26 protein-coding genes are annotated in these 25,045 nt (G+C 62.0%); 18 read left to right on the top strand and 8 right to left on the bottom strand.

The features are described 5' to 3' along the window. Window positions 1-6 precede the first annotated feature (6 nt). Window positions 7-258, bottom strand: a complete 252-nt coding sequence (locus tag J2Z31_RS01565) for a hypothetical protein (protein WP_209600116.1) — start codon at window positions 256-258, stop codon at window positions 7-9. Window positions 259-537: 279 nt separating this feature from the next. Between J2Z31_RS01565 and J2Z31_RS29705 the strand changes: the two genes are divergently transcribed. Together J2Z31_RS29705 and J2Z31_RS01560 are read left to right on the top strand one after the other, a co-directional pair. Continuing rightward, window positions 538-771, top strand: coding sequence for a hypothetical protein (locus tag J2Z31_RS29705; protein ID WP_328243158.1), 234 nt, complete (start codon window positions 538-540; stop codon window positions 769-771). After that, on the top strand, window positions 753-953 hold the full coding sequence (locus J2Z31_RS01560; RefSeq protein WP_209600115.1) for a hypothetical protein: 201 nt from the start codon (window positions 753-755) through the stop codon (window positions 951-953). Before J2Z31_RS29705 ends, J2Z31_RS01560 begins: the two co-directional genes overlap by 19 nt. Window positions 954-985: 32 nt before the next feature. On the opposite strand, the gene J2Z31_RS01555 is transcribed toward J2Z31_RS01560, so the two are convergent. After that, on the bottom strand, window positions 986-1,168 hold the full coding sequence (locus J2Z31_RS01555; RefSeq protein ID WP_209600114.1) for a hypothetical protein: 183 nt from the start codon (window positions 1,166-1,168) through the stop codon (window positions 986-988). 513 nt (window positions 1,169-1,681) lie between these two features. On the opposite strand from J2Z31_RS01555, the gene J2Z31_RS01550 reads away from it, so the two are divergent. Next, on the top strand, window positions 1,682-2,953 hold the full coding sequence (locus J2Z31_RS01550; RefSeq protein WP_209600113.1) for an MFS transporter: 1,272 nt from the start codon (window positions 1,682-1,684) through the stop codon (window positions 2,951-2,953). Window positions 2,954-3,197: 244 nt separating this feature from the next. Here J2Z31_RS01550 and J2Z31_RS01545 read toward each other — a convergent pair whose 3' ends face one another. The 4 genes from J2Z31_RS01545 to J2Z31_RS01530 all read right to left on the bottom strand — a co-directional run bounded on the left by J2Z31_RS01545 (window position 3,198) and on the right by J2Z31_RS01530 (window position 7,481). Beyond that, window positions 3,198-3,590, bottom strand: a complete 393-nt coding sequence (locus tag J2Z31_RS01545) for a VOC family protein (protein ID WP_209600112.1) — start codon at window positions 3,588-3,590, stop codon at window positions 3,198-3,200. A 143-nt stretch (window positions 3,591-3,733) separates the two neighbouring features. Beyond that, a complete protein-coding gene (locus tag J2Z31_RS01540; protein ID WP_209600111.1) occupies window positions 3,734-4,774 on the bottom strand; it encodes an extracellular catalytic domain type 1 short-chain-length polyhydroxyalkanoate depolymerase in 1,041 nt (346 codons plus the stop codon). 287 nt (window positions 4,775-5,061) lie between these two features. Continuing rightward, a complete protein-coding gene (locus tag J2Z31_RS01535) occupies window positions 5,062-6,372 on the bottom strand; it encodes an amidohydrolase family protein (RefSeq protein WP_209600110.1) in 1,311 nt (436 codons plus the stop codon). Window positions 6,373-6,449: 77 nt separating this feature from the next. Continuing rightward, window positions 6,450-7,481 (bottom strand): LacI family DNA-binding transcriptional regulator, encoded by a 1,032-nt coding sequence (locus J2Z31_RS01530; protein WP_209600109.1) that lies wholly within the window; start codon window positions 7,479-7,481, stop codon window positions 6,450-6,452. A 200-nt stretch (window positions 7,482-7,681) separates the two neighbouring features. Between J2Z31_RS01530 and J2Z31_RS01525 the strand changes: the two genes are divergently transcribed. From J2Z31_RS01525 to purU, 5 genes are all read left to right on the top strand, one after another. Beyond that, a complete protein-coding gene (locus J2Z31_RS01525) occupies window positions 7,682-8,773 on the top strand; it encodes a fatty acid desaturase family protein (protein ID WP_209600108.1) in 1,092 nt (363 codons plus the stop codon). A gap of 41 nt (window positions 8,774-8,814) precedes the next feature. Continuing rightward, window positions 8,815-9,132, top strand: a complete 318-nt coding sequence (locus J2Z31_RS01520; protein ID WP_209600107.1) for a MocE family 2Fe-2S type ferredoxin — start codon at window positions 8,815-8,817, stop codon at window positions 9,130-9,132. Window positions 9,133-9,172: 40 nt separating this feature from the next. Continuing rightward, window positions 9,173-10,396 carry an NAD(P)/FAD-dependent oxidoreductase gene (locus J2Z31_RS01515; protein ID WP_209600106.1) on the top strand — a complete coding sequence of 408 codons (1,224 nt, stop codon included), beginning with the start codon at window positions 9,173-9,175 and terminating at the stop codon, window positions 10,394-10,396. 253 nt (window positions 10,397-10,649) lie between these two features. Next, window positions 10,650-11,450, top strand: coding sequence for a 3-methyl-2-oxobutanoate hydroxymethyltransferase (locus tag J2Z31_RS01510; RefSeq protein WP_209600105.1), 801 nt, complete (start codon window positions 10,650-10,652; stop codon window positions 11,448-11,450). A gap of 133 nt (window positions 11,451-11,583) precedes the next feature. Further along, entirely contained in the window at window positions 11,584-12,468 is an 885-nt protein-coding gene (gene purU / locus J2Z31_RS01505) for a formyltetrahydrofolate deformylase (RefSeq protein WP_209600104.1), read from the top strand. Between the two features lie 258 nt (window positions 12,469-12,726). Here purU and J2Z31_RS01500 read toward each other — a convergent pair whose 3' ends face one another. Both J2Z31_RS01500 and J2Z31_RS01495 read right to left on the bottom strand, forming a co-directional pair. After that, a complete protein-coding gene (locus J2Z31_RS01500) occupies window positions 12,727-13,329 on the bottom strand; it encodes an alpha/beta hydrolase (RefSeq protein ID WP_209600103.1) in 603 nt (200 codons plus the stop codon). 53 nt (window positions 13,330-13,382) lie between these two features. After that, the gene (locus J2Z31_RS01495) at window positions 13,383-14,315 is read right to left on the bottom strand and encodes a VOC family protein (protein ID WP_209600102.1); all 933 of its coding nucleotides are present in this window, start codon (window positions 14,313-14,315) and stop codon (window positions 13,383-13,385) included. 120 nt (window positions 14,316-14,435) lie between these two features. Between J2Z31_RS01495 and J2Z31_RS01490 the strand changes: the two genes are divergently transcribed. The 10 genes from J2Z31_RS01490 to J2Z31_RS01445 all read left to right on the top strand — a co-directional run bounded on the left by J2Z31_RS01490 (window position 14,436) and on the right by J2Z31_RS01445 (window position 24,960). Further along, complete coding sequence (locus J2Z31_RS01490; RefSeq protein WP_209600101.1) at window positions 14,436-15,335, top strand: LysR family transcriptional regulator; 900 nt, start codon at window positions 14,436-14,438, stop codon at window positions 15,333-15,335. A gap of 220 nt (window positions 15,336-15,555) precedes the next feature. After that, window positions 15,556-16,461: a helix-turn-helix domain-containing protein gene (locus J2Z31_RS01485; RefSeq protein WP_209601038.1), complete on the top strand. Its 906-nt coding sequence runs from the start codon at window positions 15,556-15,558 to the stop codon at window positions 16,459-16,461. A gap of 139 nt (window positions 16,462-16,600) precedes the next feature. Next, window positions 16,601-17,506, top strand: a complete 906-nt coding sequence (locus J2Z31_RS01480) for a helix-turn-helix domain-containing protein (RefSeq protein WP_209601037.1) — start codon at window positions 16,601-16,603, stop codon at window positions 17,504-17,506. Window positions 17,507-17,667: 161 nt separating this feature from the next. Continuing rightward, window positions 17,668-18,573, top strand: coding sequence for a helix-turn-helix domain-containing protein (locus J2Z31_RS01475; RefSeq protein ID WP_209600100.1), 906 nt, complete (start codon window positions 17,668-17,670; stop codon window positions 18,571-18,573). 241 nt (window positions 18,574-18,814) lie between these two features. Beyond that, a complete protein-coding gene (locus J2Z31_RS01470) occupies window positions 18,815-19,465 on the top strand; it encodes a hydrolase (protein ID WP_026617514.1) in 651 nt (216 codons plus the stop codon). 87 nt (window positions 19,466-19,552) lie between these two features. After that, the gene (locus tag J2Z31_RS01465; protein WP_209600099.1) at window positions 19,553-19,843 is read left to right on the top strand and encodes a XapX domain-containing protein; all 291 of its coding nucleotides are present in this window, start codon (window positions 19,553-19,555) and stop codon (window positions 19,841-19,843) included. Further along, window positions 19,843-21,828: an amidohydrolase gene (locus J2Z31_RS01460; RefSeq protein ID WP_209600098.1), complete on the top strand. Its 1,986-nt coding sequence runs from the start codon at window positions 19,843-19,845 to the stop codon at window positions 21,826-21,828. Before J2Z31_RS01465 ends, J2Z31_RS01460 begins: the two co-directional genes overlap by 1 nt. Before the next feature lie 11 nt (window positions 21,829-21,839). Further along, window positions 21,840-22,283, top strand: a complete 444-nt coding sequence (locus tag J2Z31_RS01455) for a DoxX family protein (RefSeq protein ID WP_209600097.1) — start codon at window positions 21,840-21,842, stop codon at window positions 22,281-22,283. Beyond that, window positions 22,280-23,893, top strand: coding sequence for an MFS transporter (locus J2Z31_RS01450; RefSeq protein ID WP_408022003.1), 1,614 nt, complete (start codon window positions 22,280-22,282; stop codon window positions 23,891-23,893). The genes J2Z31_RS01455 and J2Z31_RS01450 overlap by 4 nt, the downstream gene beginning before the upstream one ends. Window positions 23,894-24,129: 236 nt before the next feature. Further along, complete coding sequence (locus tag J2Z31_RS01445; protein ID WP_209600096.1) at window positions 24,130-24,960, top strand: alpha/beta fold hydrolase; 831 nt, start codon at window positions 24,130-24,132, stop codon at window positions 24,958-24,960. The last annotated feature ends 85 nt before the right edge of the window (window positions 24,961-25,045 follow it).

Here is a 25,045-nt window from a genome sequence, read left to right as displayed (position 1 = left end):
GACCGGCTATGTCATTCTCCTTACGATCCAAAGCGAGCGGCCCGAATGGGCTATTGCGGACACGTGTCGAAGGCGCGGGTCTTCCGTGAGCCGCTCGGCCTCGATCTCATCAAGACACAGAGCCCGCCGGTCGGTCTCGTTTGCATTCGGGGTGATCCACCAGCGCCGACCCTCGCAGCAAAGTCCGGCTTCCGGATGCTCCTGAAGGTATTCAATCGCATACGCGGCATTCACTTTTTCCTGGGCATCGACCGACATTTGCTGGTTCTCCTCCGTTCGCGGTCGCTGGTGGTGATTATACTCGATTATGGCGCGTGCTGCAGGACAGGAAGGCGGAGACCTCACCATGCATTGCCGGCGCTGTCGACGCGGGCGTTGCCAGGCGGACGACGGAACTTCCGGCCGCGGGACTTGTTAGGCGGCTACTGCATGTCTGCTTAGATCACCTCGATTTGAGGACAAAGACATGCAGCAATTCAAAGTGCTGCAGCGACCTTTGTCCGTCTGATAGACGCGCGGCGCCGTAGGAGAGTTATGATGCCACCACCGAAAGAGATGGATTCTGTTTTGACCAGCCTTCCACTCAGGATAGGTGCTTATGTTCCCGATGATCTCCTAGAGGACTGGTTTGCACCGGACGCGGGAATGAGCCCGCCGTCGAATACCGCATTGGCCCGAGCGACGTCCTATGGTCGGAGCTTCGAGTGCGAGTTCAAGTATTATCCCGAGCGGAGAGAAGGGGTGTTCTGGAAATGGGTTCCGGCAATCTGAACAGCGACAGGCTGGAAGCGAAGGCGATCGCGGCTTTCGTCGAAGAACTCGAGCGGCAGGCGGCGGAAAACCCCTCGAAACTGCGTGTCCGCCGCAGCGGCGAAAAGCTTGCCGTCGAAGGCGAAATTGACGTCGACGCGCTGGTGATGGTGATCGTCGGGTCGATGACAGGAGGCCCTTGACGCCCTTTTGGAGCGGAATCCGCGGCTTTCGCCTATATGGCCCCGCCGGTGACGGGATTTACCTTCGGCTTTTCGCTTGTGTCCTTCGCCCCGCCAGGTTGAACGGCGGGAGGCGCGGTCGACTCTTCGTCGCGATGCTTCTTCCGGTCGGCGGGCTGATTGACATCGGCCGGCTGTGGCTGTTCTGGCTTTGCATTGGTGTCTTTGATAGCCATCTTCTCCTCCGTTGGTGAAAGAAGGAACGGATGCGGGGGACGACAGGTTCCTTACGAGATGAAAGCACCCGCTCCAGTTCCGGCAACTCGTGACGTCTCGAGGGCGAAAGGCGATGTCACGCCTGTGCCAATTGATTAAGCAGTGTTCAGTTCATGTGCTAAATTTTCATCAATTCCGCTTGGCGCCGCCGCATTCCCCGCTGTGGTCGCTGGTGTATCGCGGCGCGGCGCGCGCCCTTTCAGACGCTTGATGACCGATATACGAATTTGAATTGCTTCACGTTTTCCTTTTGGATCGACTGCGATTCAACGCAACATGCAGCGGCGCGGGACTTTGGCACGTCTCTTGCGTACGCTATGGCGAGTCCGAGCAGATATCGCCGGTGCGCCCAATGGCGGGCGTTATGAGCAGAGCCGCTGGTGAGGTCAGGCGCCGCTGGGCGCAGATCCATGTTCGAGGCATTTCCACGATCAACGCGTGAGTGGCGCACATGCGACGCGCCGGGAGAATCTATGTCCGCGCTGCACCAGACACATAAGATATCAGAAAACGAACAGGCACGTGCCCTGTGGATATCCACGGTCGCCTTCACCATCTGCTTCGCGGTGTGGACGATCTTTTCGATCATAGGCGTGCGCATCAAGGACGAACTCGGCCTCAGTGAGGCTGAGTTTGGGCTGCTGATCGGCATGCCGATCCTCACCGGCTCCATCGTACGGATCGTCCTCGGCATTTGGACGAGCCGCTTCGGCGGCCGTTTGATCTACACCGCCACCATGGCTGCTGCGGCGGTGGCGACCTTTCTGCTCGCCCATGCAACAACCTACGCGCAGATGCTGCTTGCCGGGCTCGGAGTCGGACTGGCGGGCGGCTCCTTTGCCGTTGGCGTCGCCTATGTGTCGCCCTTCTTTCCTCCTGAGAGGCAGGGCACGGCGCTCGGCATCTTCGGTGCCGGCAACGTCGGCGCGGCGGTCACCAAGTTCCTGGCGCCACTCCTGCTTGTTCCTTTCGGCTGGCAGGTGGTCGCCGAGGTCTGGGCGGCCGCCCTCCTACTGACCGCCGCGGTTTTCTGGTTTACGACCGAGGACGATCCGCAATTTATCGCGCGCCGCCGCCAACGCGGGTCGCGCAGGAGCTTGGCAGCCGAATTCGAGCCGCTCAGGAACGTCCAGGTCTGGCGCTTCGCTCTCTATTATTTCTTTGCCTTCGGGGGATTCGTTGCCCTCGCGCTGTGGCTGCCGCGCTACCTCGTCGGCGTCTATGATTTCCGTATAGAGACGGCTGGCATGATCGCTGCCGCCTATTCTATCCCCGGCAGCATCTTCCGCGCCTATGGCGGTGCATTGTCCGACCGGATCGGTGCCCGCAAGATCATGTATGCGATGTTTGCCGTATCTGCCGTCGCGACGCTCATCCTTTCCGTGCCCGCGGGACAGGCTGGCGGCGCCATCCCGATCGCGGTCACGCCGGCTCTCTTCGTCGTTACGATCTTCGTGCTTGGCTTTGTCATGAGCCTCGGCAAGGCGGCGGTCTACAAGCATATTCCGGCCTATTACCCCAACCATGTCGGTGCCGTCGGCGGCGTGGTCGGCATGATGGGCGGCCTGGGCGGTTTTTGCCTGCCGATCGCCTTCGGGTTTCTCAAGGATGTGACGGGCCTATGGTCGAGCTGCTTCATGCTCCTCTTTGCGATAGTCGCCGTCTCTCTCGTCTGGATGAACGCCTCGATCCGGCAGTTCAATCGGCGCGCGGAGGCGGCGCCGGCCAGTGCCTATGCGCGATAAGCGTTGTCGATTTCGCTGAAGTCCTTCGCTGAAGCCCGTGGCGGGCGCACGACCGGCATTCGCCGCGTCCGTAGCTCGCCGTCTCAGGACCGGGTGGAGATGCCTGTCTCTGCCGTTTGCAGGAGCAACAACTCGATTCACTTCCCCGGCAGGGAGTTGCCAAACCCTTGCCTAACTTGCCCGGCCGTGGTGGCCGGGCTTTTTTGCTTGGGTGGCAGCGATCTGCTCGCGCCGTTCCCCCCGCTCACGGATTCCAGCCGCCGCTGCCGTAGGGACGCGTGATGATCTCGAGCAGATGACCGTTAGGGTCTTCGAAATAGAGGCCGCGACCGCCATCGTGGTTATTGATCTCGCCCAGTCCTTTCTGGCCCGGGTCTGCCCAATAGTTCAGCTTCCGCTCGCGAATTCGATCGAATATTCCGTCGAATTCGGCCTCGCCGACCAGGAAGGCGTAATGTTGCCGCTCGATCTCGCCTTCGGTTGCCATATAGTCGAGATTGGCGTCGTTGTCCGTCGTGACCATGTGAAACGGACCCCAGCGCCGCGGCGCAGGCAGCCCCAGCATTTCGGCCAGGAAAACTGCCGAGGCCTTGGCATCGCGGGCAGAAAGGATGGTGTGGTTGAAGTGGATGGCCATGTCGATCTCACAGGAAGACGAGCGGAGTTTCGTGGGTGCGGAGGTTCGATGAATAACTCGCCCCGCTCGCCTCTTGTTCCGGGCCCCGGATGCGCTTCGTATCGCCCTTTTGAAAATCGCTCCGGCCGATGCTTTAGGCGCGCTCAGGATCGGGGCCGAGGGGCGAGACCTGTCCAGCGCAGAGCATTCTCGACCGCAACCTCGATGCCATCTCTCCGGCGGCTTGACAACATCGGCTTGCGCAAGCCCCAGGCCCGCGCGCTCTCGACGGTCGAGGAAACGCCGACATCCAGAAAGAAGGCTCCGCTCTTTCCATAGCCCGTTGTCGTATCCAGCGGGGCGCCGTGGTCCATGCCGGAGAACGTATTAAGTTCTATGACACCACGCCCGCTTGCGTCCTTCCAGACCTGAAGCGTCCGACTGCCCCGTTGCCTTGTGGAGGCAGGTTGCGGTCCTATGCCATGCACGCCGCGCCATTGCCCGACGATGGCCATGGCATTGGCGGGCACCACCGTATCATCCCCGGTCCCATGCCAGACGGAAACCCTCGGCCATGGCCCTTGATGATCGGAAGCGCGGCGCACCTCGGCTTCTAGTGCCTCTGAATCTTGGAGGCCATATCCTCGCATCCGATCGAAGGCTTCCGATATCGTCGACGCCGACCTGTACGGCAACCCGGCCAGAATTGTCCCTGCGGAAAACACGTCCGGATAGGCAGCCAGCATTGCGTTTGCCATGGCCCCGCCTGCGGAGAGACCGGTTATGAATATGCGGCTCCGATCCACATTGCATCGTTCAATCATGTGCTCGACCATCTGCCTGATGGACAGAGCTTCGCCGGAATTGCGTCTGACGTCGGCCGGATTGAACCAGTTGAAACAGAGATTGCTGTTGTTGGACCGAACCTGTTCCGGAAGAAGAAGCGCAAAGCCGTATTCGTCGGCAAGGCGCGACCACCCGGAACACGTGTCGTAGATGGCCGCCGTCTGCGTGCATCCGTGCAGAACCACCACGAGTGCCGGAGAGGGTGTAACGCCCGGTGGGACGTAGGACCAACCGCGAAGCTCGCCGGGATTTGATCCGAAGTGGTCCAGAGGTTTGAGCGGAGAAGGGGAGGATCCCGGGACCTCCGTGGCGAAATGCCTTCTGGATAGTCGTCTCACTGTGTCTGAAAGAGACCTCATGCTGCCTCCATTGACGGCCGCACATCGCGGCTCGCTACAGCCCCGCCTCCTACAAAGACGCGAAGGTCGCTGTAGCGCTTTGAATTTGCTGCATGCCTTCATCCCCACATCGGGGTGCTTGATGAAGCATGCCGAAGGAAACGCCTTAATGTGGCGATTTTTTGCTGCAGTGCACAATGAATTTTGTCGCCGCTGCCTCGGCAGGTGAATTCGTTGGCCGAAGAGACTGGAGAAGAGACTAGCGTAAAGAGCGTCCCACCCGTTTTTTCGTCGGCAAGAGGCCTTTGCTAATCCTTCCTGGTCGGAGGATTCGGAATAACCGGCGAATAGTCGGAGGCATCCACGGCTTGGGGCCGCCCGTCGATCCGCAACTCGCCAATGCGCGCCGGCGTGCGGGCGATCACCTTGCCGCGGCGGATGACGGCCAGGCGATTGGGTTTCAGCCGCAGGGCCTCGAGCGGATCGCGCGCCTGCAGGATGATGAGATCGGCGCTGCACCCCTTTTCGAGGCCGTAGCCCTGAAGATCCATGGTCCTGGCCGAATTGACCGTCAGGGCATCGAATATCTTCTTCCTGTCCTCGATGCCGGCCATCTGGGCGACGTGAACAGCCATGTGACCGACTTCCAGCATATCGGCCGAGCCCATCGCGTACCACGGGTCCATCACGCAATCATGGCCAAAGGAGACGTTGAGGCCGGCTTCCATCAGTTCGCGCACCCGCGTCAATCCGCGGCGCTTGGGATAGGTGTCGTGCCGGCCCTGCAGCATGATGTTGATCAGCGGATTGGGAACGACGTTGATCCCGGCCTCTCCCATCAGCGGGATGAGCTTCGAGACGTAATAATTATCCATCGAATGCATCGAGGTGAGATGCGATCCGGCAACCCGGCCCTGTAGACCGAAGCGGATCGTCTCACGGGCGAGCGTCTCGATGTGGCGCGACATCGGGTCGTCGGTCTCGTCGCAGTGCATGTCGACCGGCAGGCCACGATTGGCGGCAATGCGGCAAAGTGCCTCGACCGAGGCGGCGCCGTCCGCCATCGTGCGCTCGAAGTGCGGAATGCCGCCGACGACGTCGACGCCCATGTCGAGAGCGCGGTCCAACGCCTCGATAGCGCCCGGCGCGCGGTAGTAGCCATCCTGAGGGAAAGCGACGAGTTGCAGGTCGATGTAAGGCGCGACCTTCTCCCGAACCTCGAGCAGCGCCTCGACCGTCACCAGCCGCGGGTCGGTCGTGTCGACATGGCTGCGGATGTAGAGAAGTCCTTGCGTCACAGCGAGGTCGCAATAGCGCAGCGCCCGCTCGACGAGCGCCTCGCGGGTCAGCGTTGGCCTGAGCTCACCCCAAAGCGCGATGCCCTCGAGCAGCGTACCTGAGCGGTTGAGCCGCGGCAGCCCAAGTGAGAGCGTCGCGTCCATATGGAAATGCGGGTCCACGAAGGGCGGCGAGACGAGCCTGCCGGTGGCGTCGATTTCCTCTTTCGCCGCTGCCTCGATCGTGGTGGAGACCTCGGCGATCTTGGTGCCCTGGATGCCGATATCGATGCCGCTGCGGCCGTCGGGGAGGTTTGCGTTGCGGACGATGAGGTCGAACATGATGCACCCGATGTGAGAGCTGGAAGGGGTTCAAGGCTAACACGCCCCAGGAGAAGCGTGCAGGCTCGAGCGAGCCTTTAGATGCTCTCCGGCAAGAAGATATCAAAAGGCAGGATCGTCTGCCCCGGCGTGCCTGCATGGCCCCGGTCGACTGCGCCGATCATGAGATTTATCGTCTCTCTCGCGAGCGCCTGGACCGGCGTCGCGATCGCCATGATCACCGCCTCGTCGGCAAGGGCGGCGCGGGATTCCGGCGTCAGCTCATTGACGACGACGTGCAGCCTGCCCTCGAGCTTCTCCTCGCGGATCGCCGAGATCGCCCCTTCCATGCCGCCGCCGCAGACATAAAAGCCGAGCAGGTCCGGATGGCGCTGCAGGAGATCGAGCGTCGCCTCATGGGTGATTTCAGCGGTATCGAGATTGACCATCGTGTCGAGAACCTCGAACTCCGGCGCCTTCTCACGGAAGTAGGAGCGAAAGGCAATCTCGCGCAGCTCGTGGCCATGAAAGCGATGGCTGCCGATGAAGGCCGCGACCTTGCCCGGGCGTTTTGCCGCCTTGGCGATCATCCAGGCGGCAGTGCGCCCGACCTTGTGGTTGTTGAGGCCGATATAGCCCTCGCGCACGCCGGCGGCGAAATCGGAGAGAAGCGCAAAGCAAGGAATGCCGCGCTCGCGCAGTTCCTCGACCGCTGCGGTGACGGCCGGATAATCCGGCGCGACGAAGGCGATCGCCTGGTTGCGTGCTGCCATTGCCTTCAGCTTTTCCGTGACACCGGTCGGGGTCGAATTGGCGACGAAATCGATTTGCGGGACGGCGCGGACATGGGTGAGGGATAATGCCGCATTCTCCATTTCCTTGGCCACCGCCTGATAGAAGGCCTGCTGCGGCTTTTGCAGGAGAAAGCCCAGCCGGTATTGCGGCACGTCCTCGAATACCCGTTGGCGCAGGAGGCCGACGGCGTGATAGCCGATCGCCTTTGCCGCGTCATAAACCCGCCGCGCCGTTTCCTCTCGCACGGGATGGCGCCCGTTCAGGACGCGATCGACCGTGGCGACGCTTACGCCCGCGGCGCGCGCGAGATCGGCGATTGTCGGCCTGTTGGCCATGTTCTCCTCCCTGACGTTATTCCCTCATGAATGAGGTCAGCGATTTGATGCTTTTTGAGAGAATATATCATCACTGCATTGAGACCTGTCAAAAGCTAAAATATTCTTGCTGGCATTGGCGCGGGATGAGGAAAAGCGTGCGGTTCTCCGCCCGCAACCGGCGCTGCAGAGTCGGCGCGGGAGCGCCTCGGGAGGCGGGAATGACAACGGTTCCGACAAAACGAGATTACAGCCTGCTCGGGCGCGATGCCCAAGCCGCGGTCGAGAGCGGCCTTGCCGCTGCCGAATGGTATCACACCGAAATTCCGCGCAAGCAGATGAAGGAACTGATGAAGCGCGAGGATGGGCCCGCCATCCGCGACACGATCATCTGGCTCGCCAGCTTGCTGGTCTTCGGCTGTCTCGGCATCTATTTCTGGGGCAGTCTCTGGGCGGTTCCGTTCTTCCTTGCCTATGGCGTGCTCTATGGCTCGGCTTCCGACAGCCGCTGGCATGAATGCGGGCACGGCACCGCCTTCAAGACGATGTGGATGAACGACGTCGTCTATCACATCGCCTGCTTCATGATCATGCGTAACCCCGTGACCTGGCGCTGGAGCCACACCCGCCACCACACGGATACGATCATCGTCGGCCGCGACCCGGAAATCGCCGTCATGCGGCCGCCGGACCTCTTTCGCTTGATCCTTAAATTCTTCGGCATCCTCGACGTCTGGCACGCGGTCATCGACATGGTTCGCAACGCCTTCGGCGTGATCAGCGCCGCGGAAAAGACCTTCATTCCGGAAATTGAGCGGCCAAAGGCGATCCTCGTCGCCCGCATCTGGCTTTTGATCTATGTCGCGACAATCGGGCTTTCGGTCTATCTCGGCTCGATCCTGCCGCTGATGCTGATCGGCCTGCCGCGCCTTTACGGCGCCTGGCACCATGTGCTGACCGGGCTCCTCCAGCATGGCGGACTTGCCGACAACGTCATCGACCACCGGCTGAACAGCCGCACCGTCTATATGAATCCGGTAAGCCGCTTCATCTACTGGAACATGAACTACCATGTCGAACATCACATGTTCCCGATGGTGCCCTATCACGCGCTGCCGAAGCTGCACGAAATGACCAAGCACGACCTGCCGGCGCCCAATCCGTCGATCCTCCACGGCTACCGTGAGATGATCCCGGCCTTCCTGCGGCAGTTGCGCAACGAGGACTATTTCCTGAAGCGGGAACTGCCGCCGACGGCGAAACCCTATCGCGAAGAGTTTCACAGCGACCGGATCGTGCAGGCCGGCGAGTGAGGCGGGCAATCAGGACCAAAAATATTGGAATGGAGGAAACCATGAGCTCGAACTGGGTCGAGGTCTGCGCGGCTGAGGAGATCGACGAAGAAGACGTCATCCGTTTCGACCACGACGGCCGCACCTTCGCCGTCTATCGCAGCCCAGAGGACGAGTATTTCGCGACGGACGGCCTTTGCACGCACGAGCAGATCCATCTCGCCGACGGGCTGGTGATGGACGACATTATCGAATGTCCGAAGCACAACGGTCGCTTCAACTACAAGACGGGCCAGGCCAAGGGCGCGCCGGTCTGCGTCAATCTCAGGACCTATCCGGTGAAGGTCGAGGATGGGTCCGTCTTCATCGCGATTTCCTGAGGAAGGCCGTCTCCGCTAGAGATGAGGGGAGGAGAGCAGCATGGATATCGTTATCGTCGGCGCCGGCGAGTGCGGCGCGAGGGCGGCTTTTGCCCTCAGGGAGAGAGGCTTCGCCGGCAAGGTCACGTTGATCGGCGCCGAGCCGCATCCTCCCTATGAGCGGCCGCCGCTCTCCAAGGATGGGCTCGCCGGCGCCGAGCCGCCGAAATACGTGGCCGCCGTCGAGCGCTACGCGGAAGCGGGCATTTCGGTGCTGACCGACGCCTCGGTTGCAAGCATCGACCGGGAACGCAAGGCCGTAGTCCTCGCAGGCGGCGGCGCCATCCGCTACGACCGTTTGCTGCTTGCGACGGGCGCACGACCGCGGTCCTTTCCCGGTGTTTCCGACGACGCCAGGCGCATCCGGATGCTGAGGACCCATGCGGATGCCGCGGCGATCCGCTCAGCACTTCTTCCCGGGAGCAAGCTCGTCATCATCGGCGGCGGCTTCATCGGTCTCGAGCTTGCCGCGACCGCGCGCAAGCTCGGCGCGGAGGTCGTGCTCATCGAAGGGCTGGCGCGGGTTCTCTCCCGCGGCGTTCCCGAGGAAATTGCCGCCGTGGTCGCCGATCGGCATCGCCGCGAAGGGGTCGAAATCCTCTGCGGCGTGCGAATCTCAGAGATCCACGAAGATGAGGGCGGCGCAGCCGTGCTGCTCGCCGACGGCGGCCGCATCGCGGCCGACCTCGTCGTCGTCGGCATCGGCGCGGTTCCGAATACGGAATTGGCGGCCGCCGCGGGCCTTGCGCTCGACAATGGCATTGCCGTTGACGAGACCTTGCGCACCTCGGATCCGGACATCTTTGCCGCCGGCGACTGCTGCTCGTTCCCGCTCAGCCATTACGGCGGACGGCGGGTGCGGCTCGAGGCCTGGCGCAACGCGCAGGACCAGGGAACGCTTGCCGCCGCCAATCTGCTCGGCGCCGCCGAGCCGATTACGGCCGTGCCCTGGTTCTGGTCGGATCAGTACGAGTTGACGCTGCAGATCGCCGGCATCGCCGACGGCGCGGAGACGACCGTTCGGCGAGAACTCGGCGAGGACGCTTTTATCCTCTTCCATCTCGACGGAAATGGTCGGCTGATCGCCGCAAGCGGCGTCGGCCCCGGCAACGCCGTCGCCCGCGACATTCGCCTTGCGGAGATGCTGATCGCCGCCGGTGCAAGGCCGGACCCGGCAGCGCTCGCCTCGCCCGATACCAAGCTGAAGAAGCTCTTGGCGGCGTGAGCATGAAAGTGACACCCCCCTCTGCCCTGCCGGGCATCTCCCCACAAGGGGGAGATCACAAGCGGCGCGCCCAGTGCTCGTCACCCCCTCCTCGTTGGCCAAGGCTTTCGATTGAAGGGAAGCGCTTGCCGCGAGTCGATCTCCCCCCTTGTGGGGGAGATGGCCGGCAGGCCAGAGGGGGTAAAACTCCGCACTCAACTGTTCACCATTTCACGCCGTCACCCGCACCATTACCGACTTCCAGGAGACCCCGATGAAACACCGCCGCCCGACCGTTGCCGATCTGTTGTCGATGAAAGGTCAGAGGCAACTCACCATGCTGCGCGTCGTGACGCTCGCGGAGGCGGAAGCCGCCGAGAAGGCCGGGATCGACCTGGTCTCCGTGCCGCCGGCGCTGCTCGGGCCGGAATTCCGCGAGGCCGCTCCTTCCGTCTTTGCCTTTCCCGGCCTCGAATATGGCGACTTCGTCACGGCGGAGGACTATCTGCGCGCGGCTTTCGAGGCGATGCGCGCCGGCGGCGATGCCGTCTATTGCGCGGCCGGCCTTTCGACCGTCAGGCGCCTGCGCGAGGAGGGCATTCCGGTCTGCGGCCATGTCGGACTCATCCCTTCGAAAGCCACCTGGACCGGCGGCTTCCGCGCCGTCGGCAAGACCGCCCTAACCGCGCTCGAGGTGTGGCGACAGGTGAAGGGGCTCGAAGAGGCCGGCGCCTTTGCGGCGGAGATCGAGGTCGTGCCCGCGGAGGTGGCGACGGCGATCTCCAAGCGCACCTCGCTGCTGATGCTCTCCATGGGCGCCGGCACAGGTTGCGACGCGCAATATCTCTTCGCCGAGGACGTGCTCGGGCAGAACCGAGGCCACTATCCGCGCCACGCCAAGGCCTACCGCAACTTCGCCGCCGAGCTCGACCGGCTGCAGCAGGAGCGTATCGCCGCCTTCCGCGAATATGCCGACGACGTGCGCTCCGGCGCCTATCCGGAAGAGGCGCATCTGGTCGGCATCGCCCGCGAGGAGCTCGAGGCGTTTCTCGACAGGATCGATGCGACTGCGTGACTTTCATGCGGCAGATCAAAGTGCAGGCAGCTTCGCGCATGATCAGATGCGCGTCGCTTCAGGAGGGGACTGCGTCCGCCGCAGGTGATAAACAGTCGGACGCAAGTCGGAAGCGAGACGAGTAAGGACAGCCATGAACGCTTATGTATTGACGGTAACCTGCAAATCGACGCGCGGCATCGTCGCCGCCATTTCCGGCTATCTGGCCGAGCAGGGCTGTAACATCATCGACAGCTCCCAGTTCGACGACCTGGAGACCGGGCTTTTCTTCATGCGGATCTCATTCATCTCGGAAGAGGGAGTGGGACGCGCTACCATCGAAGAGGGGCTGAAGCCGGTCGCCGAGAAATTCGCCATGGAGACGGCGCTCCACGACCAGGCGGAGCGCATCAAGGTGCTGCTGATGGTGTCTCGCTTTGGCCATTGCCTGAACGACCTGCTCTACCGCTGGAAGATCGGCGCGCTGCCGATCGACATCGTCGGCGTCGTCTCCAACCACTTCGATTACCAGAAGGTGGTCGTCAACCACGACATCCCCTTCCACTGCATCAAGGTGACGAAGGAGAACAAGCCGAAGGCGGAAGCGCAGCTGATGGAGCTCGTCGAGCAGACCGGCGCCGAACTCGTCGTGCTCGCCCGCTACATGCAGGTCCTCTCCGACCAGCTCTGCAAGAAGATGTCTGGCAAGATCATCAACATCCATCACTCCTTCCTGCCGTCGTTCAAGGGCGCCAATCCCTACAAGCAGGCCTATGAGCGCGGCGTCAAGCTGATCGGCGCGACGGCCCATTACGTCACCGCCGATCTCGACGAGGGCCCGATCATCGAGCAGGACATCGCCCGCATCACCCATGCGCAGTCGGCCGAGGACTACGTCTCGATCGGCCGCGACGTCGAAAGCCAGGTATTGGCGCGAGCCATCCACGCCCATATCCACCACCGCACCTTCATCAACGGCAACCGCGTCGTCGTCTTCCCGCCGAGCCCGGGGTCCTACGCGTCCGAGCGGATGGGGTGAAAGCATTTTTGCAGTCGGGTGGAATCACCTGACTTCGCACAAATGCGGCAATGACAAAGATGGAGCGGCGCCAACGGAGTGATCTTGAAAGCGCTGGCTTAATCGAACGCGGCTGGGGCCGCCATTTCTTAAGTGGGGCGGGGCTCAGATCAGCGTTCACTGCGGAAGGCGTGAACGAATAGGTGTTGGCGGCGCGTTGGGAAAGACCTTTCGGTACATGCCCGCCGGTTGCCCGGGCAGGCCGGTCGCCCGTTTCCTCTAAGTTAGGAACGTGTGCAATGCTTGCAATTCCTCAGGTCGGATCTCATGACCGCCGGAATGGTAGCATGCCTCTACACGGGCCCTCTGTCCCGCAAAGTAGTCGACGAGCCGCTCTGTGAGGGACAGCGGGCAAATCGGGTCGCGTTGGCCAGCGGTGATCAGGATTCGTCGATCTTTCAACTGCTTGTTGTCCGGGGGGATCCAAGGAATGAGTGGATGGAGCAGGGCAGCTCGATCAAAAAGCTCGGGCTGCCTGATCAGAACCGACGCAAGGATGTTTGCCCCGTTCGAATAGCCGAGCCCGTATATTGCCCGTCCGGGGTTTTCCGCTTTGTGGGCAGCAATGAACTCGATCATCTTTTGTGTTCGTATCGCCAGGTCCTGCATGTCGTAGAAGCCCTCGCTCGTTCGGCGAAAGAAGCGCAGCGCGCCAAATTCCGACACGTCCCCACGCGGCGAAATCAGCCCGGCATCCGGCAAGATTTGGCTGGCCAGCCCGGCGAACTGATGTTCGTCTCCGCCCGTGCCGTGAAACGTAAAGACGATGGGCGCGTTGCGTCGTGGCGCTCTTATGAGAGCCCGATAGGATGAGGTCGTCATGGTGGTTTTCTCCGTCGGGCCGGACCCGAATTGCCGTGTGGTCCCGAAGCGAGTTAGTCTCTGATCGGCTCGAGGCGGCGTGAGATCTCGTCGCGATAGGGCTCGTAGCGCGTGGGAAGCTTCAGGGCTTCACCGAGGTGCGCGGTGTCTTCATCGCGATCAAATCCCGGCTCGTTGGTGGCGATCTCGAACAGCACGCCACCGGGCGTGCGGAAGTAGATCGCCCAGAAGTAGTCGCGATCGATAACTGGCGTGACCTGATAGCCGGTGTCGATCAGGGCCTTGCGGACCTCGAGCTGGGCCGCACGATCGTCCACCGCGAAGGCGATGTGATGCACCGAGCCGGCGCCGGGCCGCGCGAAATCGGCACTGGGCACGACTTCCAAGTCGACGACATCGGCGCCGTTGCCGCCGCTGATCGCGAAGCGCGACCATTCGCCTTTCCGGTCGACCTCCTGGTAACCCATGAAGCTCAGGAGTTCCCGGGTGGCGCCCGGATCCGTAAGACGCAGAGTTGCGCCGTGGAAGCCCTTTAGGGCGTTGCCCGCGTCGACCTCTGTGCCGGCCCAGCCGCGTCGCGGATCGTCCTTGACTTCGACCAGCGAGAAGGCATCGCCGTCCGGGCCTTTGAAGCGAAGCCGCTTCTCGCCCCAGAGTTGGTGCTCAGAAAGTCCGGCGACACCGCGCGAGGCGAGCCGTTCCTGCCAGTAGTCGAGCGTGCCCTCAGGGATGGCGAACGAGGTCTCGCCTACCTCCCCAGCACCCGGACGTCCCTTGGCGATATGCGGAAACGGGAAATAGGTCATCACCGAGCCAGGCGTGCCGATCTGGTCACCGTAATAGAGGTGATACACCTCCGGATCGTCGAAATTCACGGTCTTCTTTACGCGGCGCAAGCCGAGCGTCTTGGTGAAGAAGTCGCTGTTCTCCTGGGCGCTGGCCGCCATGGACGTGACGTGATGAAGGCCTTTGATCTGTGTGAGCATGGCAGCTTTCCCTCCCAATTAGCGTGTGTTGGTTGATCTGGAGAGAAAATCGCTCGGGTCCTCACGAAAGTGAACAGGAATAATATTGACAAAAATATTTCATATATTGCAATAAACAGCATGGGCGATCTGAGCGATATCCGGGTATTCCTGGCCGTAGCGCAGCAGCGCAGCTTCACGGCGGCGGCGCGACAGTTGTCGATGACACCGCCGACCGTCACCCGCGCCGTCAGTGCGCTGGAGGAGAGCCTGGGAGTGCAGCTCCTGCTGCGCACCACGCGTCAGGTTTCCCTCACATCAGCCGGCGCCGTCTACGCGGCCCGCGTAGAGCCACTGATCAGGCAGTTCGACCAGGTGAGAGAGGATCTACGCGAAGAGCAAGGGGAGGTGGCAGGGCTGATCCGCCTCAATGCGCCGCTGTCGCTCGGGCAGCAGATCCTGCCGGACATCGTCTCAGGATTTCGGGCGGAATATCCGCGGGTGAGTATTTCTCTATCCCTGACCGACCGCTTCATAGACATCGTGTCCGAGAGCTTCGATCTCGCACTGAGAGTTTCCGAGCCGCCGCGGGACAAGTCGACAATATGGCGCAAAGTATGTCGCGTACGGCGAATCCTTGTCGCCTCCCCAGGCTATCTCGCTGCTTTTGGGACACCAGAGACGCCCGATGATCTCCATCGACATGCCGGTATTGCCTACGACGAGGAGGCGATCGCCGAGAGCTGGGAGCTGATGAACGGCGGGCGAACTCGAAAGATATCGGCGGGCAAACTACTGGCTGCGAACAACGGCGAGCTAATCGCCAGATTGGCGGAAGACGGGCAAGGGGTAGCCCTGCTGCCGCACTTCATCGTCGACGAAGCGCTGTCGCGCGGCACGCTGAAGCAGGTCCTTGCCGAGTGGGAGCCTCCCGAGCTGTGGCTGACATTATACTATCCGCCCTACGAGAAGCTGCCGATGCGCGTTGCAAGGTTCTCGGACTTCTTCGAAACGTACGTTACCCAAACGCGCCCGCTGTGAGGCGGAGGCGAACTCCAGTCCTGTTTTCGGCTCGAAGGTGTCCTTTCCGGCAAAAGGCGAGCAAATGTTACAAGAAATTGACGACGCCCGCAGGCATGCTTCCCTTTCAATAACGGGCTTATATCGAGCTCTTCTGCTGTCGAGATCTTCCAGGTCGGGAACGTCGGCACTGTCGCGAGCCGGCCTCTCGCAGCCGCAGAGCAGCATCTGGGAGGTGCGGATGAATCATAGGATGGGAACGGGAGAGGGCGTCGGCGCTCATTTTGGGCTGCCGCATGCTCCATGTCTCCCGGCTCGCCCGGTTCGGGACGCCGGATTTTCGGTGACGCGCCTGGAATGGCGGCTCAACGGGGATGCCAACCGCCTGGTGTCCTTGCCGCCCGACGAAGCTTACTTTCTGATGCTGTACCTCAAGGATGCGTATCATTGCGATGTCGATCCCGATGGCACCGAGGGCGAGACTCGCCGCTTCCGACAGGGTTCCATTTGCCTCGTCGATCTTGCCAATGGAGCCTGCATCCGGCTGTCCAGCGATCTCGATTCCCTCGCCCTCCAAATACCGCGAGAACTTTTTCGGGAGGTTTCAGAGTTCTCAACTGCCCCAAAAGCAACGAGGCTTAGATGCCGGCGGGGCGAGCACGACGATGTGATATGCAATCTCGGAGCGGCGCTTCTGCCGCTGTTCGAGAGGCAAGGGAACTCCCAGACCCCGGTCTTACAGCACATTGCCATCGCCATCTGTGCCCACTTGCTTCACGCTTACGCCGATCCCGATCAGCCAGGCTCCAGTTCAACACGCTTCTCCGTTTGGCAGGAAAAGGCAGCCAAGGACTTCATGATCGACCATTTTGCCAATCAGTTCCCAATGGCCGCAGCGGCTTCGGCGGCCGGTGTTTCCATCCGTCGCTTTATCGCAGGCTTCGAGGGGGTGACGGGTCAGACGCCGCAACAGTGGCTTCTGGGCTATCGCACAGCACGTGCCAAGCAGTACCTCGGCGAGCAGTCTTTGACAGTACCGGAGATCGCCACCCGCTGCGGCTTCACCGACGAGGACCACTTTATCACGGCTTTCCGTCGGGTGACGGGCAGCACCCCAGCGGCCTGGCGGGCGCGTTGGTTACAGTGACGGTTTTGTGCAATGAGGTCATTTTCCATTCAAGCCTCGGGACTATCGTAGAGATCGCACTGCAGTTGATCCGGCACTATTGTAGCCCTGGAGACGGCACTGACGGTCGCACATGGCCAGATATCGGGAGACGACGCCGATGGACCTGCATGAGGGATTGAACGGCACACGTTATCGGCCGAGCCCGATCGTCAAATCAGTTGCCACCGGCGACATCATCGTCACCAGGACATATTCCGATCGCTTCGATGCAGATTCAGCCGTCATTCCGCGCTCGGAAGCATTCGGCGTCACCGTTCAACTGCGCGACTTCTATTCCCAGAGGATGTGGCGAGGTGGCGAGTTGGTGCATGACGGCGGCGGTGCCAAGGCCTCGCTTGCGATCACCGATCTTCGCATTCAATGGCAATGCCATTCACTCTCCCCGTTCGACAACGTTCGCTTCCAGATTCCATTTGCGCGCCTACGCGCCTTTGCCGAGGAGGCCGGGCGCAGCGAATTCGTAGCGCTTTCTTGTGTCTCGGGTCGCATCGATCCCGTGATGCACGGGCTCGCGCAGGCATTGCTGCCGTCGCTCGACAACCCGGAACAGGCCAATCCCCTGTTCCTGGAGCAGATCAATCTCGCCATGCTGGCGCATCTCAGCCAGACCTATGGTGGCCTGCACTTCCCGGTGGGCAAGAAAGGGACCTTGGCGCCCTGGCAGGAAAGACTTGCTACCGAATTTCTCGCAGCTCATTACAACAAGCCGTTCTCGGTCGGAGATCTGGCTTCTTGCTGCGAACTGTCGCGCAGCTATTTCAACAAGGCTTTCAAGGAGAGCTTTGGGCGCACCCCTTCGAAATGGCTGACCGAGTACCGGGTCGCGCGGGTCAAGGAGCTATTGTTGCAGGACCTGTCGATTGCGGAGGTCGCTATCAATTGCGGCTTCGCCGATCAGAGCCACATGACCAGGGTGTTCACAAGTCTGACGGGCGACACACCGGCACGCTTCAGACGAAAGAATAGGCCGTTCGGCGTGGCCTTGGATCCGCTTGGAGTCTAATCGCTACCATTGGCCCACATCGTTCAAAACGCGTGAGTTTTGTACAAGAACGTTATCGCAGTCGCGGCGATGATGCGCCAATTCAGAGCGACTCAGGAGACCTCCGCATATAGGCTCGCTCGTTTTCGCTACAGGTAGGCTCAAAGTACGGGACCCAAGGCATGACGGGCGTCGCTTCCACCGCAGCAACCAAAAGACATGACAGTCTCGGTTGCTCCATGGACAGACTCGACGACGACCGGATGATCGACGGCCGCGACATGACGTTCTATCGTAAGCGGTCGGCGTCGGCGCCGCCGGACAGGGTCACGACACCAGCGACCGGGCGCGGATATCTGCTTGGTCTTTCTGCAGCAGGCGGACACAGGCGTCGGATCTTCAAAGAGCATCATTCGACTGTCCATGATTTCGAGCAGAACGCCGTATACCTTCGGAATTTCGCCGATGATTATCGCGCTGATCTCAGCGGTTCCTTCGACTTCATGCTGCTCGAAATCAATCACAACGCGCTCGAGCGGATCGCCGACGCGGCGGACTTGAGAAGCGTCAGCGAATTGCGCCCGGTTGCCGCGCACGCAGATCCCGTACTCGGTGGCATGCTCGGCGCCTTGTTTGCGTCAGTGGATGGGAGCGCGGACAGAAGCGCCTTGTTTGTTGACCAGCTCTCGATCGCAATTGGGGTTCATATCGTTCAGCAGTACGGCAATGGCCGCGGCGGCGCGGCCGCCAGTGGACGCCAGCTTTCCTCACGTTGCCAGGCCAGAATCAAGGATCTCGTGCAGAGTCAGTTGAGTGGTGAGCTGACCGTCGAACAGCTCGCTTCGGCCTGCAATCTGTCGCAGGCGACATTTCTTCGGGCCTTCCGCGAAACCATGGGGAAGACGCCGCATCGATGGTTGCAGCAACAACGCATCGAAAAGGCCGTTGATCTGCTGCAGTCCTCACAAACCGCGTTGAGCGAGATCGCCCGCGTTTGCGGCTTCTCCGACCAGAGCCACTTCACACGTGCGTTCGTACAGGCGATGGGCACTGCCCCCGGCGCCTGGAGACGAAGCCGGCAGTCCTGAGCAGGGCTCGACAACAAGCAGCAGATCGAAGAACGGGAGCCTCGGGGAAGAGCACCCACTCTGCCACCGTGCGGTTGAGCCGTGTCCCGGTGGCTCAACGGAGCACGTGACCTGCACCGGCTTCAGTCTCAGCGGCGATTAAAAAGTACAAAAGTCCGTCGCTGGATACAAGAATCGCGCCCCCATCACCGGCATAGTCGCGAGCATCGGCAACCAACAGAAAGAGGCCAGTATCATGACGCTGAACGCAACACCGACGCCCGGCAACCTCCTCGTCTCGCCCAAGGATCACGCGCTGATCATGATCGACTTCCAATCGCAAATGTCGTTTGCGACAAAGTCGATCGACGCTGTGCAACTGCGCAACAATGCGGCGCTGGTCGCAAACGCGGCTGCCGGTTTCAAGGTCCCCACGATCCTGACGACGGTTGCGGAAAAGAGCTTCTCCGGGCCCATGTTCGCCGAGATCACCGATGCCTTCCCCGGACAGCCGCTTCTCGACCGCACCTCCATGAACACCTGGGAGGACGCAGCGGTGATCGAGGAGGTCAACCGCATCGGTAAGAAGCGCCTTGTGTTCTGTGGGCTTTGGACATCGGTCTGCATTGTCGGTCCGACCCTGTCTGCGCTCGATCAAGGCTTCGAGGTCTACGTGATCGCCGACGCCTGTGGCGACGTGTCCGACGAGGCGCACGAGCGCGCAATGGACCGCATGGTGCAGGCCGGCGTTCGGCCGATGACGTCGCTCCAGTACATGCTTGAGCTGCAGCGCGACTGGGCGCGCACCGAAACCTACGACATGACGACCGGCATCGCCAAGAAGTTCGGTGGGGCCTATGGCCTCGGCATCATCTACGCCAAGACCATGTTCGGCGCTTCCGAAGGCCACTGACGCCAACTGGGCTGATCCGTCGAGCATCGCTCCGGCCGCACGCTTGCGGTCGGAGCGGGGACCGAAATCGGTAAAAAGGAAGTGACGATGAAGATGTATCTCCTCTCGCTCGGGGCCGGCCTTCTCGTCGGTGTCATCTACAGCCTGCTCAACGTTCGCTCCCCGGCTCCGCCGGTAATTGCGCTGGTGGGGCTCTTGGGGATCCTCGTCGGCGAACAGGCGGTGCCTCTCGTTAAGCGCCTGATATCAGGCAATCCGCTCACCGTTTCCTGGTTCAGCAGCCGCTGCATCCCGCACGTCTTCGGGGAACTGCCGACCGGGGCAGATCATGATCATGCTGGTGCGCCCGACCGTGCACCGACGCGGAGGATTGGCTAATGCCGACCCGCCGCGGTTTTCTCGGAGCAGCGTCCGCGCTGGCGCTCCCCAACCTGTTTTCAACGGCGCGCGCCGCCAATTCCGCTTCGACTTCAGGAGACAAGCCAATGAGCGCCGATCTGATCCTGCACAATGGTTTGATGACAACGCTCGACCGCACGAATCCGAAAGCCACCGCCGTCGCCATCAAGGACGGCAAGTTCCTCGCGGTCGGGCATGATCAGGAGATCATGGCTCTGGCCGGGTCGGACACCAAGGTCGTCGACCTCAAAGGCAAGCGCGTGCTGCCTGGTCTCAATGACAACCACACCCACGTCGTTCGTGGCGGGCTGAACTTCAATATGGAGCTGCGCTGGGACGGCGTGCGCTCGCTCGCCGACGCGATGGACATGCTGAAGCGGCAGGTCGCGATCACGCCGCCGCCACAATGGGTGCGCGTCGTCGGCGGCTTCACCGAGCACCAGTTCGCCGAAAAGCGGCTGCCGACGATCGAGGAGATCAACGCGGTCGCTCCCGATACGCCCGTCTTCCTGCTGCATCTTTACGACCGGGCGCTGCTCAACGCCGCCGCACTTCGCGCTGTCGGCTTTACCAAGGAGACGCCGAACCCTCCGGGCGGCGAGATCACTCGCGATGCCAACGGCAATCCCACCGGTCTCCTGCTCGCCAAGCCGAATGCGGGCATTCTCTATTCGACTCTTGCCAAGGGGCCGAAGCTTCCCTTCGAGTACCAGGTCAATTCGACGCGCCACTTCATGCGCGAGCTCAATCGCCTCGGGGTCACCAGCGTCATCGATGCCGGCGGCGGCTTTCAGAACTACCCGGACGACTACGCCGTCATCCAGAAGCTCGCGGATGAGGGGCAGATGACCGTCAGACTCGCCTATAACCTCTTCACGCAGAAGCCGAAGGAGGAAAAGGAGGACTTCCTCAAATGGACCTCCTCGGTCAAATACAAGCAGGGCGACGACTTCTTCCGGCACAACGGAGCCGGCGAGATGCTGGTCTTCTCGGCCGCCGACTTCGAGGACTTCCGCGAGCCGCGCCCCGACTTGCCGTCGGAAATGGAAGGCGAACTCGAGGAGGTGGTGCGAATCCTCGCCGAAAACCGCTGGCCCTGGCGCCTGCACGCCACCTATGACGAGACGATCAGCCGTGCCCTCGACGTCTTCGAAAAGGTGAACCAGGACATTCCGCTCTCCGGCATCAACTGGTTCTTCGACCATGCGGAGACGATCTCCGACCAATCCATTGACCGGATCGCGGCACTCGGCGGCGGCATCGCCGTGCAGCATCGCATGGCCTATCAGGGCGAATATTTCGTTGAGCGCTACGGTCACGGCGTCGCGGAGGCGACGCCGCCGGTCGCGCGCATGCTCGAGAAGGGCGTCAACGTCTCCGCCGGCACTGATGCTACGCGGGTCGCGTCCTATAACCCCTGGGTGTCGCTTTCCTGGCTGGTGACGGGCAAGACCGTGGGCGGCATGCAGCTCTATCCGCGCGCCAACTGCCTCGACCGCGAAACCGCGCTACGCATGTGGACCGAGAAGGTGCAATGGTTCTCCAATGAGGAGGGCAGGAAGGGGCGTATCGAGAAGGGGCAGCTCGCCGACCTCATCGTTCCCAGCAAGGACTATTTCGCCTGCGCCGAGGACGAGATCTCGTTTCTCACCTCCGACCTCACGATGGTCGGCGGCAGAATCGTCTATGCGGCGAGTGATTTCGCCAGCCTCGATGAGAATCCGTTGCCGCCGGCAATGCCGGACTGGTCGCCGGTCAGAACCTATGGCGGCTATGCCGCCTGGGGCGAGCCGGAGGGGGCCGGCCGGCATTCGCTTCGGCGAACTGCGATTGCGTCCTGCGGCTGCTCCAACAGTTGCGAAATGCATGGTCACGACCATGCGGCGGCCTGGACGTCACGTCTGCCGATCGCCGATCTCAAGGGCTTCTTCGGTGCGCTCGGCTGCTCGTGCTGGGCCGTGTAGGGGAACGGCAGATGACAAGTCTTCGATTTTTTGCGGCTCCACGGACGTCCCGCACACCGGCACTCCACTTTCTGGCCCTGTTCGCCCTCTGCTCCGCTTATATTCAAGGGCCACTCGTGAAGATCTTCGACTTTCCGGGCGCGCTCGCCGAAATGGAGCATTTCGGGTTGCAGCCGGCGCCGTTTTTCGCCATCGGCGTTATCGTCTTCGAGCTATCGATGTCGGCGCTCATCCTTACCGGCATTTACCGCTGGGCTGCCGCGCTTGCGCTTGCGGTCTTCACGCTCGCCGCGACCTTCATCGCGCTTCGCTTCTGGGAATTGCCGTCTGGAATGGAGCGCGCGATGGCCATGAACGGCTTCTTCGAACATGTCGGACTCGTTGGCGCGTTCACTCTGGTCGCCTGGAACGACCTGCGTGAACATGGCGCTCCCGGAAAGGGACGGACTTCATGAGCTCTCTGTCTGCAACCCCGGCGGCTGGCGGCGGGTTCGCGCCGCTTCGCCAGAAGACCTTCGCCATTCTCTGGGTGGCGACCATCGTCGGCAACACCGGTAGCTTCATCCGCGATGTCGCAAGCTCATGGCTTGTCACCGACCTCTCGAACGCCCCCGCCGCCGTCGCGGCGGTGCAGGCTGCGGGGACGCTCCCGATCTTCCTCCTCGCGATCCCTGCCGGTGTGCTGTCGGACATTCTCGACCGCCGCAAGTTCCTGATCATCATCCAGCTTCTGCTTGCCGGAGCCAGCATCTGCCTCATGTTGCTGTCTGCGACGGGGTTGCAGACTATCACGTCCCTGATTACATTCACCTTCGTCGGGGGTATCGGAGCGGCGCTGATGGCGCCGACCTGGCAAGCCATCGTTCCCGAACTCGTCCCAAAGCAGGATCTCAAAGGTGCCGTAGCGCTCAACTCGCTCGGCATCAACATCTCCCGAGCGATCGGACCGGCAGTCGGCGGCCTGCTGCTTGCCTGGTTCGGCGCAGCCTTCACCTATGGCGTTGACGTTATCAGCTACATTTTCGTCATCGCTGCCCTCATCTGGTGGAGGCGCGCGCCTGATGTCGACGACGGCTTGTCCGAACGCTTCTTCGGAGCGTTCCGCGCTGGTCTGCGCTATGCGAGGGCGAGCCGCGAACTGCATGTCTTGCTTTTCCGGGCGGCCGCATTCTTCGCTTTTTCGAGTTCGGTCTGGGCGCTTCTGCCCCTAGTCGCCCGCAATCTTCTCGGCGGCGATGCCGGCTTCTACGGCATCTTGCTCGGCGCGGTCGGCGCCGGTGCCATCGGCGGTGCGCTGGCGATGCCGAAACTTCGCGCAAAGCTCGATGCGGACGCACTGTTGCTCGGCTCGGCGATCGTCACGGCGGCCGTGATGGCCGGGCTCTCCTTCGCACCGGCCAGATGGATCGCTATTCTGGCTCTGCTTGCCCTCGGAGCCGCCTGGATCACTGCGCTGACGACACTGAACGGGGCCGCACAATTGATCCTGCCGAACTGGGTTCGGGGACGTTCGCTCGCTGTCTATCTTACGGTGTTCAACGGGGCGATGACGGCCGGGAGCCTTGCCTGGGGTGCCGTCGCGGAGATCGCCGGCGTTCCGACGACCCTTGTTCTCGGCGCTGTTGGACTTGCCGTGGCCGGGCTCATCTTCCACCTCGTCAAGCTGCCAAAGGGCGACGCGGACCTGGTGGCATCCAACCACTGGCCCGAACCTCTCACGGCTGCCCCCGTCGAGCATGATCGCGGTCCCGTGCTCGTCACGATCGAATACCGGGTCGACGAAAGCGACCGGAGCGATTTTCTGAAGGCGCTCGCCAAGCTCTCCGGAGAGCGCCGCCGCGATGGCGCCTATGGCTGGGGCGTCACCGAGGACGCCGCCGATCCGCAGAGGATTGTTGAGTGGTTCATGGTCGAATCCTGGGCCGAGCACCTTCGCCAGCACCGGCGCGTCTCGAAGGCCGACGCCGACGTGCAGCAGGAAGTTCGCGGCTTCCACAGGGGTCCAGAGGCGCCCGTGGTCAACCATCTGTTGTCGATAAATCTGCCCCATCTCGGTCGCAACTGAGCGCAAGCATTCGCACGCGACGCGGGCGCTTTTATCCAAAACACAACGGAAACCGACAAGACTTGTCCGGAGGCGTCGTTAGGCTTCGAGGTGCGGCGGCGAGGGGGCGCAGAGCGAGCTTCGCCGGCCGGACTCTCGGACGAAGCTATCTTCCCGCGCATCTGCTGTGCCCGGATCAGGTGCAGACGGTCCGCGGCGGCAACTCATTTTCGAACCAAAGCAAAGGAACGGTTCCCATGACCCAGAACTTCATCAAGACCGAAGACGGCGTCGAGATCTTCTACAAGGATTGGGGCTCGGGCCAGCCGATCGTATTCCACCACGGCTGGCCGCTTACCTCGGACGACTGGGACGCGCAGATGCTCTATTTCCTGAGCAAGGGCTACCGCGTGATCGCCCACGACCGGCGCGGCCACGGCCGCTCGACTCAGGTCAGCGAGGGCCACGACATCGCCCACTATGCCGCGGATGTCGCCGCGCTTGCGACTGAGCTCGATCTCCGCGACGCCATCCATATCGGCCACTCCACGGGCGGCGGCGAGGCACTCGCCTATGTCGCCCGCCACGGTGCCGGCCGCGTAGCCAAGCTCGTGATGGTCGGTGCCGTTCCCCCGATCATGCTCAGGACGGAAGCCTATCCCGGCGGGCTGCCGATGGAAGTGTTCGACGGCCTGCGGGCCCAGCTCGCGGCAAACCGCGCACAATTCTTCCTCGATCTGCCGAGTGGGCCCTTCTATGGATTCAACCGCCCCGAGGCGAAGGTCTCGACCGGTGCGATCCAGAATTGGTGGCGGCAGGGCATGATGGGCAGCGCCAAGGCTCATTACGACGGCATCAAGGCATTCTCCGAAACCGATTTCACCGAGGATCTCAAGAAGGTCGAGGTGCCGACGCTGGTCATGCATGGGGACGACGATCAGATCGTGCCGATCGACAGTTCGGCTCGTCTCGCGGTGAGGCTGCTGAAGAACGGCGCGCTTAAAGTCTATGAGGGCTACTCGCATGGCATGCTGACGACCCATGCCGATGTCATCAATCCCGACCTGCTCGCATTTATCGAGTCCTAGCAGCAAGGGCCGGCGGCGCTCGGCGCCGCCGGCTCACGAGAGCAGCGATGCGTGGCATTCGCGAGCACGCGAACCGTTGCCGAGT

It is taken from the genome of Sinorhizobium kostiense (genome assembly GCF_017874595.1).
GTDB classification, from domain to species: Bacteria; Pseudomonadota; Alphaproteobacteria; order Rhizobiales; family Rhizobiaceae; genus Sinorhizobium; species Sinorhizobium kostiense.
The sequence above is the reverse complement of the archived record's forward strand: the minus strand, read 5'-3'. Positions and strand labels throughout refer to the sequence as shown.

Bases quoted from the DNA above. Each gene is read 5' to 3' on its own strand.
- J2Z31_RS29705 (WP_328243158.1), top strand. From the start codon at position 538: ATGCCACCACCGAAAGAGATGGATTCTGTTTTGACCAGCCTTCCACTC.
- J2Z31_RS01540 (WP_209600111.1), bottom strand. From the start codon at position 4,774: ATGAGGTCTCTTTCAGACACAGTGAGACGACTATCCAGAAGGCATTTC.
- J2Z31_RS01515 (WP_209600106.1), top strand. From the start codon at position 9,173: ATGGATATCGTTATCGTCGGCGCCGGCGAGTGCGGCGCGAGGGCGGCT.
- J2Z31_RS01455 (WP_209600097.1), top strand. From the start codon at position 21,840: ATGACAAGTCTTCGATTTTTTGCGGCTCCACGGACGTCCCGCACACCG.
- J2Z31_RS01520 (WP_209600107.1), top strand. From the start codon at position 8,815: ATGAGCTCGAACTGGGTCGAGGTCTGCGCGGCTGAGGAGATCGACGAA.
- J2Z31_RS01460 (WP_209600098.1), top strand. From the start codon at position 19,843: ATGCCGACCCGCCGCGGTTTTCTCGGAGCAGCGTCCGCGCTGGCGCTC.
- J2Z31_RS01560 (WP_209600115.1), top strand. From the start codon at position 753: ATGGGTTCCGGCAATCTGAACAGCGACAGGCTGGAAGCGAAGGCGATC.
- J2Z31_RS01525 (WP_209600108.1), top strand. From the start codon at position 7,682: ATGACAACGGTTCCGACAAAACGAGATTACAGCCTGCTCGGGCGCGAT.
- J2Z31_RS01530 (WP_209600109.1), bottom strand. From the start codon at position 7,481: ATGGCCAACAGGCCGACAATCGCCGATCTCGCGCGCGCCGCGGGCGTA.
- J2Z31_RS01475 (WP_209600100.1), top strand. From the start codon at position 17,668: ATGACGGGCGTCGCTTCCACCGCAGCAACCAAAAGACATGACAGTCTC.
- J2Z31_RS01550 (WP_209600113.1), top strand. From the start codon at position 1,682: ATGTCCGCGCTGCACCAGACACATAAGATATCAGAAAACGAACAGGCA.
- J2Z31_RS01485 (WP_209601038.1), top strand. From the start codon at position 15,556: ATGAATCATAGGATGGGAACGGGAGAGGGCGTCGGCGCTCATTTTGGG.
- J2Z31_RS01535 (WP_209600110.1), bottom strand. From the start codon at position 6,372: ATGTTCGACCTCATCGTCCGCAACGCAAACCTCCCCGACGGCCGCAGC.
- J2Z31_RS01545 (WP_209600112.1), bottom strand. From the start codon at position 3,590: ATGGCCATCCACTTCAACCACACCATCCTTTCTGCCCGCGATGCCAAG.
- J2Z31_RS01510 (WP_209600105.1), top strand. From the start codon at position 10,650: ATGAAACACCGCCGCCCGACCGTTGCCGATCTGTTGTCGATGAAAGGT.
- J2Z31_RS01445 (WP_209600096.1), top strand. From the start codon at position 24,130: ATGACCCAGAACTTCATCAAGACCGAAGACGGCGTCGAGATCTTCTAC.
- J2Z31_RS01500 (WP_209600103.1), bottom strand. From the start codon at position 13,329: ATGACGACCTCATCCTATCGGGCTCTCATAAGAGCGCCACGACGCAAC.
- purU (WP_209600104.1), top strand. From the start codon at position 11,584: ATGAACGCTTATGTATTGACGGTAACCTGCAAATCGACGCGCGGCATC.
- J2Z31_RS01495 (WP_209600102.1), bottom strand. From the start codon at position 14,315: ATGCTCACACAGATCAAAGGCCTTCATCACGTCACGTCCATGGCGGCC.
- J2Z31_RS01480 (WP_209601037.1), top strand. From the start codon at position 16,601: ATGGACCTGCATGAGGGATTGAACGGCACACGTTATCGGCCGAGCCCG.
- J2Z31_RS01490 (WP_209600101.1), top strand. From the start codon at position 14,436: ATGGGCGATCTGAGCGATATCCGGGTATTCCTGGCCGTAGCGCAGCAG.
- J2Z31_RS01565 (WP_209600116.1), bottom strand. From the start codon at position 258: ATGTCGGTCGATGCCCAGGAAAAAGTGAATGCCGCGTATGCGATTGAA.
- J2Z31_RS01450 (WP_408022003.1), top strand. From the start codon at position 22,280: ATGAGCTCTCTGTCTGCAACCCCGGCGGCTGGCGGCGGGTTCGCGCCG.
- J2Z31_RS01555 (WP_209600114.1), bottom strand. From the start codon at position 1,168: ATGGCTATCAAAGACACCAATGCAAAGCCAGAACAGCCACAGCCGGCC.
- J2Z31_RS01465 (WP_209600099.1), top strand. From the start codon at position 19,553: ATGAAGATGTATCTCCTCTCGCTCGGGGCCGGCCTTCTCGTCGGTGTC.